The following is a 13,326-nucleotide window of genomic DNA, read 5'->3' on the forward strand; positions in this document are numbered from 1 at the left end:
TCTTCAATGTCAATGACCAAGTATCCTTCGCAGCTCTTCGATCCGGTCGCGCAGCTTTGCCGCTTTTTCGAATTCCAGCCTTCTTGCCGCGTCGCGCATGTCGTTTTCAAGCTTCTTGATGGTGAGTTCCAAATCCTTTTCATCGGTAATGGATATAACTGGAGTTTTTGTGGAATATGGCGCGGCTTTTTCCCTGACTTCGCCGGCGGCGGCAGATGATTCCTCCTCAACAGGGGAGAACAATCGCTCCTGGATGGGCCGCTGGATCGTGACCGGCGTGATGCCGTGAGCTTTATTGTGCTCGATTTGCTTCATGCGCCTGCGCGTGCTTTCTTCAACGGTTTTTTTAATCGAATCGGTGATGATATCGGCGTAGAGGATGATTTTCCCCTCAACATTGCGCGCGGCCCGGCCCGCGATCTGTATGAGCGAGCGCGCCGACCTGAGGAACCCCTCGCGGTCAGCGTCGAGGATGGCCACGAGCGCGACTTCCGGAAGGTCAAGGCCCTCGCGCAGCAGGTTGATGCCCACGAGCACGTCGAACTCGCCGAGCCGCAGGTCGCGGATGATGTCCGAACGCTCGAGTGTCTCGATTTCCGAATGCAAATACCGCACGCGGAAGTCAAGCGTCTCCAGGTATTCGGTGAGATCCTCGGCGGTCTTTTTGGTGAGCGTGGTGACCAGCGCCCGCTGCTTTTTCTCAACAACAACGCGCAGCTGTTCAATGAGGTCATCGACCTGGTTTTCCGCCGGCCGCACCTCGATGAGCGGGTCCACGAGGCCGGTGGGCCGGATCACCTGCTCAACGATGACGCCGCCGCTTTTTTTCAGTTCGTAGTCGGCAGGCGTGGCGGAAACAAAAATCACCTTGTCGTTCATCGCCTCGAACTCGTTGAACCTGAGCGGCCGGTTGTCTAGCGCGCAGGGGAGCCGGAACCCGTGCTCCACGAGCGTTTCCTTGCGCGCGCGGTCGCCGTTGAACATGCCCTGTATCTGCGGGACCGTGGCATGCGATTCGTCAATGAAGGTGAGGTAGGGCGGCTTGAAGAAGTCGATGAGGGTGAACGGCCTGCTGCCTGGTTCTCGTCCGTCAAGGATGCGCGAGTAATTCTCGATGCCGGATACGAACCCCATCTCCCGCAGCATCTCGATGTCGTACAGCGTGCGCTGCTCCAGGCGCTGCGCCTCGAGCAGCTTGCCCGCATTGCGGAACGTCTCGAGCTGCAGCTGAAGCTCCTTGTGGATCTGCAGCACGGCCTGCTCGATGCCGACCCTGGTGGTGGTGAAATGCTTTGCCGGGAAAATCGTGATCTCATCGAGCGTCGAAATCACCTTTGCGGTAAGCGGGTGTATCCGCTTGATCGCCTCGATGCCGCTGCCGAACAGCTCGATGCGAAGCGCGGTGTCGTCGTACGCGGGCTGCAATTCGATGATGTCGCCGCGCACGCGGAACATGCCGCGCTCGAGGACCATGTCGTTGCGCTCGTATCGCATGTCGTTGAGGCGGCGGAAAAACCCCTCACGGTCGAGCTCGGTGCCGGTCGCTATTTTCATCGCTGCCGCTGCATAGGATTCCGGCGAGCCTATGTTGTAAATACACGATACGCTCGCAACGATGAGAACATCTTTACGCGAGAGAAGAGAACTCGTGGCCTTGAGCCGCAACCGGTCTATCTCGTCATTGATCTCCGAGGTTTTTTCGATATACGTGTCCGTGGAGGGAATATATGCCTCGGGCTGGTAATAATCATAGAAGCTCACGAAATATTCAACGGCATTTTCCGGAAAATACCCCTTGAATTCCTGGAACAATTGCGCGGCTAGCGTTTTGTTGTGCGAGATGACCAGCGTCGGCATCTGCAGCTGCTCGATGACGTTTGCCATGGAAAATGTTTTGCCTGAACCGGTGACGCCGAGCAGCGTCTGGTGCTTTGCGCCACGCCGCACACCGTCAACGATCTGGCGGATTGCCTCGGGCTGGTCGCCGGCGGGCTTGAAGTCGGAAACGAGCTTGAAATTCATAGGGTAAAAGATACATGAGGAGGGATAATAAATTAAACAAATTTGTCTGAATGAACAGCAATTGCCTTGAGGTGCTTACGTTTTTGAATGTTGCAGAACAATACATTTTGATTGGAAAATCTGAGGAGCGAGTGCTGCTCGGAATCGGTCGAAATCTTCAATAATAATATCTAATTACGAATAGAGATTGAGATATCCGCACCGGTAAATAAATCCTCATAGATCCGACACCACTCTCCGTTCTCTCAAATTTCCAATCAAGTCTTCCTTTAACATCAAAAATATCAACGCCTTGAACATTTTCAGGTAATGTAATACTGGAAGTAAACGGTTCGCTTTTTACAATCGATAATGCTTTTATATTCTTATTTTTCGCTGCAAGATTCGCAATGGTCGCCGTCGTGTAATCCACCATCCCGGGATGGGCGTCACGGAACGCCTTGAGCTGGTTTTTAACGCTGTCCCAGGTGCCTGCGCCGTCGTTCGCGTTGTACGACCACGGCATTATGCCGCAATAACCGTTCGTAAAGCAGTTGGCGATCATTTGGGACACGGTATAGATGCCGTCCTCGGCAGGGCATTCGCCCACGAGAACGGGTTTGTCAAGTTGCCACCAGGCCGGCGTTTTGGCGGGTGAGAGCTGGAACGGATCATATCCCCAGTCCGTGTTGTTCATCCAGTCATAGTAATGAATTTCATAAAAATCTAAAGTTGACTTTGCATCGTTGGCACATGCTGCCTTAAGAGCTGAATCGCTCCACATGTTAAGTACAGCAGGACCTACGCGGGGAGAGCACCATTTGAGCGATGCTGAGCCAACGGTCACCATCTTGCTGGAATTCGAATGGATTGCAGACGCGATCATGCCGCAAAAGCGCTGCATCTCCACCTTGAGCACCATGTCGCCGGCGCCGCCGGCCTGGATGTCGGAAACGCTCCATTCCGGCTCGTTTATGATTTCCCACGCGAAAAGATTGGGCGTATTCGCGAACGCGGTCACCATGGGGATGAGCGCGTTGGTGATGTACGACTGGGTCTTCTGCGCGCTGCGGATCAGGTCGCTGTGCTTGCCGCCGTATTTTCCCGCGCCGCTCGTATTGTCCTTTGTCATGTCGAAAGACCAAAGACACGGCATCACCATCACATTGTGCGACTGGCCGCGGGCAAGGATGTCGGTGAAATCGGAGAGAAAAGAGGTGCCGAGTCCCGTTACATACCCGCTGTCATCGAAAGTCGGCGAGGTGCGGCCGTCGCAATGGATCCAAAGCCGGACACAGTTGACGCCATACTGCTGGCATTGGGTGAAGAACGTTTCAAACCATGTCGGGTTGTAAAGATGTCCCCACTCGTAATGCGTGCCCGCGTCAGAGCCGAATTGATTCCAGGGAACGTTGATGCCGTTGATGTAATAGGACTTGCCGTTGTAGGTGATTGTGGCGGAAGATGATGGAATGGATAATATCAGGATCAAGATTAAGCAAAAAATCAAAGGGAAAAACATTTGGCATTTTGCAGGATGATTCTTCATAATATCTCCTTTCAAATATTCTTTCCGATGAAATTCTTCTTAAATATAAAGCTATTTGCTGATGATTAGTGATGGTTTTTTCATCAAGTGAATGATGCAATATTGAAGAAAAATCTTCAGGATGGCAATAAATTAGGCCGATCCGGACTGTTTTAAGCTGTGCGGGAGGATATGATGCGCCGTAGCCGCAAGCTTGGCATGGCCGGACCGGCCTTCAAAGTGGGTCAGTCAATGATAACAACGTTTGAGGGATTGGGAATGTTACGGGAAAAATTGGAATTATTTAATGAGTAGCTTGAAAACACTGCTCCCTGTTTTTAAAAAATAAACGCCGTTAGCCTTGACAGGCAGTTTGTCGGCCAGGGATGCAGGGGTGAAGTTTTTAGTGGCATGCACATTGGCAACCAGCCTGCCGGTAATGGAATAGATTGCGACTATCCCATCATCAGTCATAAAAGGCGAATGTGCGTTTACCTTAGACAATATTGACGTGTTCAGGTCTGAAGGAGAAACATGAACCGTATTGGTCACCAGCATGTCGTCGTTTGTCGTGCTTTGTCCTACTAAAGCTCTGTAGAGACCAGTGTCTTTTGCAAAAAGAACTTCATCATTCCCTCCCACGGCGGCGGCAACGGGGACGTCCGTGCAATACCATTGGTAAAAAGAACCGTTCTGCGGCGCGGCAAGCCTGTTTTTCTGCTGGAAAACCTTGAGCGTGTCTTTCATGAACATGCCGTAGATTTTCTGCGCCATCATCAGGTATCCCGCCGCATTGGGATGGATGCCGTCGGGAAACAGGCTTTTCTGGCTGCTCATCAGCGTCCACATATCGATGAGCGGGATGCCTTTGTCAAGCACAACGGTCTTGATTTTAGGCAATATCTCATAATGGATGACCATGCTGTCGATGAGATAAGCGGTGCTGAACGCGGGCGTGGGGTAGAACGCCCATACTTTGGGATGCGTTGGCAAGTAGCTGAACGTGTCTACCATGGCCTCGTAATCGCCGATGAATTCGCCGCTGTGCGAAGGCCAGTTGTCGACGCCGCCGCTCCCCTTGGAATCGTTGGTGCCCAGCTCAATGGTCACGATGTTGGGAAGAAACGCCATTGCCTCCTTGAATTGGGTGATCCCAAAGGTCCAATAAGGTTTGTTCCCAAGCTTGAGCATGGTGGCGCCCGCCACCCCGCAATTGAGGACGTTGTAGCCGGATCCGAGCATCTGCTGCAGACGCGCGGGGAACGATGCCGTGTCGGCGCCGTCAAGCCCCTCGGCCTTCGTGATGCTGTTGCCCACGCAGGAAACGTGGATGGTATCGGCCGGAAAAGCAAGGTGCTGGATTGAAATGACAATGAGGAACGAAAGAAAGAAGGATTTTACAAATGGTGGAGTTTCCATTGGCGTTTCACGGTATAATATACAACTTTTGTGGTGGATTTGTAGGAAATATGGAGGATGGATTTCCGTTTTCATGTATTAAAGAGTCCAAGAATCAAACCCGTCACGATGCGTCAAAAATGATGCTTTAGTACCGCGTAAAACAAGAGCAAATGATGAAATCATCTTTTTCTTGCTTCTCCCTCAAAGACCTTCTAATTTCATGATTCACTCTAGAACGGATTCAAGCTAAGGAGAGACAATTTTGCTGAACGCCCTGCTTGCCATCGAATTCGCCTCTGCAGCAGGCGTCATTATCCTGCTTTTTTTCATCAACGCGCCGTATGGACGGTTTGTCCGCAAAGGATGGGGACCGACAGTTTCCGCACGCTACGGCTGGATGCTCATGGAATTTCCCGCGTTTTTGATGATAGCCTGGATAGTACTCGCAAACCTTGATAAAGCAGGCGCTTTCGGCGCGTTTTTCCTGATCATCTGGGAGGCGCATTACTTTTACCGCGTATTTGTCTATCCGTTCATCATGACGTCGCCTAAAAAGCCGTTTCCGGCGCTGCTCGTATTTTTTGCCGTATGTTTTAATTCTGTCAACGGCGCGGCGAACGGCCTCAGCCTGGTTGGCATGGGAGGATTTTATTCGGCCAACGGCTGGAGCATGGATGCGCGGCTCTGGATCGGACTCACGCTGTTTATCGCGGGATTCGGCGTCCACGCGCACTCGGACAAGGTCCTGCGCATTCTCCGGCGTCAAGGGAAGGGAGAATATCTTATTCCAAAGCAGGGAATGTTCCGTTTGGTATCGAACGCCAATTATCTCGGCGAAATGGTGGAATGGACGGGCTTCGCCATCGCCACGTGGTCGCTTGCGGGGCTGGCGTTCGCCTCGTTTACGATTGCGAACCTGCTGCCGCGCGCCTACAGCAATCATCAGTGGTACAAGAAGACGTTTGCGGACTATCCAGTGAACCGAAAGGTTCTGGTGCCGTTCCTATGGTGAACGGACCGCCCACCTCCATGACGCCGCTCCCCATCATTGAGTTGAACGACAAAATCCTCTCCGCTGTTCAAAACGGAAACCGGCTCATAATCCGAGCCCCCACGGGCTCCGGCAAGTCAACCCAAGTTCCTCAAATGCTGCTCGATTCAGGAATTTGCTCCGGGCAAATTCTCGTACTGCAGCCGCGGCGGCTCGCCGCGCGCATGCTTGCGGCTCGCGTGGCCGAAGAACGGGGAACTGCACTGGGTAATGAGATTGGGTTCCAGACGCGTTTCGAGTCTGCCGTTTCAAAGGACACGCGCGTCCGGTTCATAACCGAGGGCATCCTGCCGCGAATGTTCTTGTCGGATAGGAATTTATCTGAGGTATCCGCAGTGATATTTGACGAATTCCACGAGCGCAGCCTCACCACCGATGTGGGGCTTGGCCTTGTCGCGGATTTACAGAAGAAAACAAGATCGGATTTACGGATCATCGTCATGTCAGCCACTTTGGATAGTGCTCCGTTAAAGGATTATCTGCAAGGATCCGCGGTTATCGAATCTGCGGGAAGGACGTTTCCCATCGCCCTGCGTTATGCGAGCAGTCATGCATCACAAAAACCTCCGGTATGGAAAATTGCCGCTGCTGCAACGGCAAATCTTGTCATAAAAGAAAAAGGCGACATCCTCATATTCATGCCGGGAGCTTATGAAATCAGGAGAACCGTTGAAGCGGTTTCACAGACGGTGCGCTCTGAAAGCGTAACGGTGCTGCCGCTGTATGGCGATCTGCCTGCGAACCGGCAGCACCAGGTCATGGAAAACGCCGGACGCAGAAAAATCATCGTGGCCACGAACATCGCGGAAACATCGCTCACCATCCCCGGCGTACGGCATGTGATCGATTCCGGTCTCGCGCGCGTCAACCGGTATGATTCGGGACGCGGGTTCAACACCCTGTTCACGGAACCAATAAGCATGGATTCGGCCGACCAGCGCGCGGGCCGCGCGGGACGTGAAGACGCCGGCGTGTGCGTGAGGCTGTGGAGCGAGACCGAGCATGCGGGGAGAGGCAGACGAACCACACCCGAGGTGCTCAGGGTCGATCTCGCTGAAACGGTTTTGCATTTGCGGATGATGGGGTATCCGTCACCCGATGAATTTCCATGGTTTGAAAAACCGCCGGTTCTGGCAATAGCCGCCGCAAATGAACTTCTTGCGCTCCTTGGAGCTTTGGACGCTTCAGGAAAAATCACTGATACCGGAAAAGAAATGAGCGAGTTTCCCATGCACCCGCGGCTCGCGCGGCTTCTCATCGAGGCCGGGAAGCGGGGAGCGGCCCGGCTCGCGTCATTCGGAGCCGCGCTCTTATCGGAGCGCTCCGCGCTTGCGGGAAAACCGGAATATCCGGAGGAGACGCACCGCCACGAATTGGCGTCCGATTTTTACGGCCAGTATTGCCTGCTTGAAAAAATCAGCAAAAGCGGATTTGATCCGGCGATGTGCGCACGAAATGCCGTGAACGCGGGCGCGGCGCGCAATATTCTGCGAACGCAGGCGCTGTTCCTCCAGCTTTGCCGGCAAAAAGGCCTTCACACACGCGACTCGCAGGACGCGCCGATCGCGCTTGCGCAAAGCCTGCTTCTTGCGTATCCCGACCACCTTGCCGTGCGTAAAGACAAAGGCACCCTCAATTGCAGGTTGCGGAACAACCGGCATGGCGAGCTTGAAAGAAACAGCCTTGCGCGGAGCGCCGAAATTCTTATCGCTGCGGAAATAAGGGAGATAAAGGATCCAAAACAAAAACTCAGGACCATGCTGTCGCTTGCAACGGAAATAAAAAAGGAATGGCTGCGGGAATATTTCGTGGATGATTGGCGATCAGAATCGGGCGTGGAATGGAATACTATCGAACAGGCGGTGGAAAGCCGCGGCAGTACTTGGTGTCTCGGTGTATTGATAGAGGAGAAAAAATATATAAATGTAGACCTTGAAAAGGCATCAAGCCTGCTTGCGGATATAATTATAGAAAAAAACATGCCGCTCAAGGGCTGGGACCAGGCGGCATCCGATTTCATCAACCGGGTGCGCTGGGCGTCGGAACAGTTTCCAGATGAGAAACTGCCATCGTTCACGGAAGACGACAGGCGCCTTGTCGTGCATGCCATGTGCGAAGGCGAGCGGCGTTATGCAATCGTGAGGGACAAGCCGGCGCTGCCCTTTTTGCATGAATCGCTCAATTGCCGGCAGCACCGTTTCTTGGATTCGGCCGCGCCGCCGTATGTCGAGCTGCCCAACGGCAGGAGAATGCGCATCCAATATGAGCCGGGAAAGCAGCCGCGCGGACGTACGCGCATCCAGGACCTTTACGGAATGCGAAGCACGCCACGCGTCGGTAATAACAGGGTACCGTTGCTCATCGAAATCCTCGCACCCAACAACCGGCCGGTGCAGATCACCGAAGATTTGGAAAGCTTCTGGAAAATCCACTATCCGGAATTGAAAAAGACGCTGAGCAGAAGGTATCCCAAGCATGAGTGGCGATAATCGCCACAGGCGACGGGGGCGTTGCCCCCGAACCCCCACCTACTTTCTGTCAACAGCGACAGAAAGTAGGCAAAGAACGCCGCGCCCGCAGCGCCGCCTGATCCCTCGGCAGTCGGGCCGCTCGTGAACGCCCTGCTTTTTTTTATTTTGGATATGCAATAAAACCGCCTACCTTTTGCATTGTCCTTCTCAAACTGCTATTTTTTAACCTCTCATGACCATCATCGATTTCCACACCCATATATTCCCGGACAGCCTTGCCGAACGCGCGCTGAACGCCCTCAAGGCGCATTCGCCCGAGGCGAAATCCTTCACCGACGGCACGCTTGCGGGGTTGAGACGGTCCATGAAGCAGGCGGGCATTTCGCGGGCGGCGCTGCTTCCGATAGCCACCAAGCCTTCGCAGGTGTCAACGATCAATAAAACCTGCAAGGACCTTGTGGCGCCTGATACCATTCCCTTCGGGACGATTCATCCCGGCGCCGATACCTTTACCGACGATATCGCGGTGCTTGTTTCATCAGGTATCAAGGGCATCAAGTTCCATCCGGAGTATCAGGATTTTTACATAAGCGAGCCGCGTTATTTCCCCATTTACGACGCGCTCCAGTCCGCGGGCATGATCGTTGTTTTTCATGCGGGAAAAGACCCGGGGCCGTTTACCTGCGACCATGCGCTGCCGCCGGCGTTCAAAGAAATCCATAAGAATTTTCCGCGGCTTAAAATCGTTGCGGCGCACCTGGGCGGCTGGCGGGTGTGGGTGGATGTCGAAAAGTACATGCTCGATCTTCCTATTTATTTTGATTCGTCCGCCATCCGTGAATGGATGGCACCGGAGGAATTCATCAGGCTCGCGCGAAAGCATGGAACGGATAAAATACTTTTCGGCTCTGACTCGCCCTGGTTTGACCAGGCTGCCGATGTGCGATGGATCAACCTAATGAATCTCACCAGTGAAGAGAAGGAAAAGATATTCCATAAAAACGCGGAAATACTGCTTGGCGAATAAGAGTTTCAGGTTGCGGACATTATGTTCCCGGTTGGAAATGATTTAGATCATTCAGAACCCAAAAAATTACGGTATGGCACTAAATCTCAACAATCATGTAAATTCTACCTCTATGGAAAATCAAAAAAACATGACTGCACAAGAACTCGTTTCCGGCGACGAGGCGGTCGCGCGCGGCGCATGGGAAGCGGGACTGCGCGTCGCCTGCGCCTATCCCGGGACGCCGTCCACCGAAATACTCGAGACCCTGGCCGGATTCGACGGCGTTGACACGCAATGGTCTGTCAACGAGAAGGTGGCGTTTGAAGTGGCGCTCGGCGCGGCCATTGCCGGCGGAAGGAGCCTGTACGCGTCCAAACATGTCGGTCTCAATGTGGCGATGGACCCGCTTATGACTGCGTCGTACACCGGCATCAACGCGGGTTTTGTCGCGGTCGTATGCGACGATCCGGGGCTCGCCTCGTCGCAAAACGAGCAGGACACCCGCTGGGTGGCGCCGTACGCGAAACTTCCCATGATCGAACCCGCGAGTTCATCGGACGCATATAACTATATCAAATATGCTCTTGACATCAGCGAACAGTTCGATACGCCCGTACTGTTCCGCATGTGCACCCGCGTGGCACATTCAAAAGAAAACGTTGCGGTCGGACAGCGGCAAGAAGTGCCGCTCAAACCGTTTGCGCCGAACATTCCCAAATACGTGATGGTGCCGCGCAACGCGTACCAGAAGCACATTCTCGTCGAGAAGCGACTTTTGCAGCTTGCCGCGCTGTCCGAAAAAACGCCGCTTAATAAAATCGAAAAAGGGAGCGCGAAGCTCGGGTTCATCACGTCCGGCATCTCGTACCAGTATCTTAAAGAATGCTATCCCGACGCGTCGTTCCTGAAACTGGGGTTCACCTATCCGTTCTGCGACGGAAAAATCGCGCTCTTTGCGAAAAGCGTGAAGGAACTCGTGGTGGTGGAGGAGCTTGATCCGATCATCGAGGACCATGTGCGGATGCTCGGCATCAAGGCGAAGGCAAAACACCCGTCGTTCAGGATAGGCGAGCTGCTGCCCCAGTACATGCCTCTTATTTGCAAAGGCGCAAAGAAAAAAGAAATTCCCTCCACCGCACGCAAACCGGTGCTCTGCCCGGGATGCCCGCACCGTTTCGTGTTTTCGGTGCTCAGGCGCAACAAGACGGTGGTCGCGGGCGACATCGGCTGCTACACGCTTGGCGCAAGTCCGCCTCTCGCGGCCCTGCACACCTGTCTGTGCATGGGCTCGGCAGTCACCTTGCACGAGGGATTCAGGCGCATTCTGCCGGATGGGAAGATTGTGGGAGTTCTTGGAGACTCAACATTTGTGCATTCTGGGATCACCGGCATCGTCAACGCCGCCTACAACCGGATGAAGGGGCTCATCATCGTCCTCGACAATTCAACCACGGCAATGACCGGCGGCCAGAACCATCCGGCGACGGGCAAGACCATCCGCGACGAGCCCACCAAGCAGCTCTCGCTTGAGGCGATCTGCAAGGCGAGCGGCGCGGAAAACGTTGACGTGATCGACCCGAAAAACATCAAGCAGCTCGACGCGCTTGTCAGGCAGCGGCTTGCCGACAACGCGCTGTCGGTGATCATCGCGCGGCGGCCGTGCAAGCTCATCGACCGCGAGAGGCTGCAGATGCCCGCGTTCGACAAGGCAAAATGCAAATCGTGCGGCATCTGCTTCAGCCTCGACTGTCCGGCGCTGACCAGAACGGCCGAGGGCTTTGTGGAGATAAACAAGTCGTTGTGCGCGGGCTGCTATCTGTGCGCGGACCTGTGCCCGGCGGAGGCGTTGATCAAACCATTTAAATAGATGGTTACTGTTGACAGTTGACTGTTGACAGTGTAATCCTGAAAAAATGTAATAATGTTTTGCTGTTAACTGCAAACCGTCAACGGTCAACAAATCGAATCTAAACGAAAATAAAAAGACATGAGGGCAAAAAAAGAAATTTCCGTTGAAAGGATCTGGAACGTCCTGTTCTGCGGCACCGGCGGACAGGGCGTTCTTACCGCTTCCGAAATCTGCGCCGTCGTGGCGATGAATGCCGGCTTTCACGTAAAAAAGTCGGAGGTGCACGGCATGGCGCAGCGCGGCGGGTCGGTTGAATCGCACCTGCGGTTCGGCGCAAAGGTCTCTTCGCCTCTCATTCGTCCCGGCCAGGCTGATTATATTGTGTGCTTCCATGAAGGTGAAGGGCAAAGGATGAACGGCTTTCTTAAAAAAGGCGGATTGTCCTTTCTTTCTTTCCTTACCGATCCTCAATTTCAACCTCGCGACAAGCGTTTCGGCAACACGTTTGCCCTCGGGATCCTGAGCGCGTTTCTGCCCATGACGGAAGAAACCTGGCGCGCGGCGCTTAAAAAAATGCTCAAACGGTCGCTGGTTGAAAACGAACAGGCGTTCACCGACGGGAGAAGCGCTGGATTTGCGTGGCTGGGGAGACAAAAAGCCTGATTTCCATGGAAACCTCCTTTCTTGACAAGCGGGCCGAAACACGTGACCGGCCGTCGATTCAGCTCGATCAACTCCGCCTTTTGCGGGAGACCGTCGACCAGGCGTTGAAGACGCCGTTCTACCAGAAGAAGCTGAATGATTCGGGAGTCTCTTCAGGACACGACATCAAAGCCCTGCCTGACATCACGCGCCTGCCGTTTACCACGAAAAACGATCTGCGCGACGCATATCCGCGAAAACACCTTGCCGTGCCCGTTGAAGAAGTCGTGCGCGTGCACATGTCAAGCGGTACCACCGGCATACCGACGGTCATCTATTACACCCGGGAGGACCTTGACAACTGGACGCTTCTTCTCACGCGCTCCATCATCGCCACCGGATGCAAAAAAGGCGACGTGTTCCAGAACATGATGACCTATGGCCTTTTCACCGGCGGGCTTGGACTCCATTACGGCGCCGAAAAGGCGGGCATGATGGTGATCCCCGCCGGATCCGGCAACACGAAGCGCCAGCTCTGGCTCATGAAGGAATTCAGAACGACCGTCGTGCACGCAACGCCGAGCTACATGCTGCATATTTATTCCGAACTTGTCAAGGAAGGATATGCGCTCTCGGACCTGCGGCTTAAAAAGGCCTTTCTCGGCGCGGAACCGTACTCGGAGAATACGCGGAAGAAGATCGAGGATCTTTTTAAGATCGACGCGTATAATTCTTACGGCCTCAGCGAAATGAACGGGCCTGGCGTGGCGTTCGAATGCGAACATAAATGCGGCATGCATGTGTGGGAGGATTCCTACATTGTCGAGGTGATCAATCCCGAAACGATGGAACCGTGCGTGGACGGGGAAGAGGGCGAGCTCGTTTTCACCACGCTCAGGCGCAGGGCAACGCCCCTTCTGCGGTACCGCACGCGCGATCTGTCGAAAATCATCAGCGGTCCCTGCGCCTGCGGCAGGACGCACCGCCGCATCGACCGGATCATGGCGCGCACCGACGACATGCTCATCATCAACGGCGTGAACGTGTTTCCGTCGCAGATCGAAGAAGTGCTCATGCACATGCCCGAAATGGGCACCAACTACCAGATCGTCATTGATAAAAAGGAATCGCTCGACCGCATGACCGTCAAGACCGAAGTGCATTCGAACCTGTTCAAAGACGACATGCGCGGACTCGATGCGCTGTCGAAGCGCATCAGGGACACCATCAAATCAACGGTGCTGGTGAATCCCGTGGTGGAACTCCATGAACCGGGGATGCTGCCGGTATACGAGGGCAAGGCAAAACGGGTCATCGACAACAGGCCCGCTCTCTGATGCAGAGGCTTCCCGGCCCCCGGTGATCCTCATTTCC

At 54.1% G+C, this 13,326-nt stretch carries 9 protein-coding genes; 6 read left to right on the plus strand and 3 right to left on the minus strand.

What is annotated here, in order from left to right; genetic code table 11:
• Positions 1–9: 9 nt before the first annotated feature.
• From uvrB to VLX68_16925, 3 genes are all read right to left on the minus strand, one after another.
• Positions 10–2,022, minus strand: a complete 2,013-nt coding sequence (gene uvrB / locus VLX68_16915) for an excinuclease ABC subunit UvrB (protein ID HUI93927.1) — start codon at positions 2,020–2,022, stop codon at positions 10–12.
• Positions 2,023–2,179: 157 nt separating this feature from the next.
• Positions 2,180–3,493, minus strand: coding sequence for a cellulase family glycosylhydrolase (locus VLX68_16920; GenBank protein HUI93928.1), 1,314 nt, complete (start codon positions 3,491–3,493; stop codon positions 2,180–2,182).
• Positions 3,494–3,829: 336 nt separating this feature from the next.
• Positions 3,830–4,948, minus strand: a complete 1,119-nt coding sequence (locus tag VLX68_16925) for a GDSL-type esterase/lipase family protein (GenBank protein HUI93929.1) — start codon at positions 4,946–4,948, stop codon at positions 3,830–3,832.
• Positions 4,949–5,192: 244 nt separating this feature from the next.
• Here VLX68_16925 and VLX68_16930 point away from each other — a divergent pair, with 244 nt between their 5' ends.
• From VLX68_16930 to VLX68_16955, 6 genes are all read left to right on the plus strand, one after another.
• Complete coding sequence (locus VLX68_16930) at positions 5,193–5,942, plus strand: DUF1295 domain-containing protein (GenBank protein HUI93930.1); 750 nt, start codon at positions 5,193–5,195, stop codon at positions 5,940–5,942.
• Positions 5,936–8,470 carry an ATP-dependent helicase HrpB gene (hrpB, locus tag VLX68_16935; protein ID HUI93931.1) on the plus strand — a complete coding sequence of 845 codons (2,535 nt, stop codon included), beginning with the start codon at positions 5,936–5,938 and terminating at the stop codon, positions 8,468–8,470. Before VLX68_16930 ends, hrpB begins: the two co-directional genes overlap by 7 nt.
• Positions 8,471–8,684: 214 nt before the next feature.
• Positions 8,685–9,479, plus strand: a complete 795-nt coding sequence (locus VLX68_16940) for an amidohydrolase family protein (protein ID HUI93932.1) — start codon at positions 8,685–8,687, stop codon at positions 9,477–9,479.
• A 130-nt stretch (positions 9,480–9,609) separates the two neighbouring features.
• Entirely contained in the window at positions 9,610–11,328 is a 1,719-nt protein-coding gene (locus VLX68_16945; protein ID HUI93933.1) for a thiamine pyrophosphate-dependent enzyme, read from the plus strand.
• Positions 11,329–11,448: 120 nt separating this feature from the next.
• Positions 11,449–11,973 carry a 2-oxoacid:acceptor oxidoreductase family protein gene (locus tag VLX68_16950; GenBank protein ID HUI93934.1) on the plus strand — a complete coding sequence of 175 codons (525 nt, stop codon included), beginning with the start codon at positions 11,449–11,451 and terminating at the stop codon, positions 11,971–11,973.
• Between the two features lie 5 nt (positions 11,974–11,978).
• The gene (locus VLX68_16955) at positions 11,979–13,289 is read left to right on the plus strand and encodes a phenylacetate--CoA ligase (protein HUI93935.1); all 1,311 of its coding nucleotides are present in this window, start codon (positions 11,979–11,981) and stop codon (positions 13,287–13,289) included.
• Positions 13,290–13,326: the final 37 nt, after the last annotated feature.

It is taken from the genome of Chitinivibrionales bacterium, assembly GCA_035516255.1.
Taxonomy (GTDB): Bacteria; Fibrobacterota; Chitinivibrionia; order Chitinivibrionales; family FEN-1185; genus FEN-1185.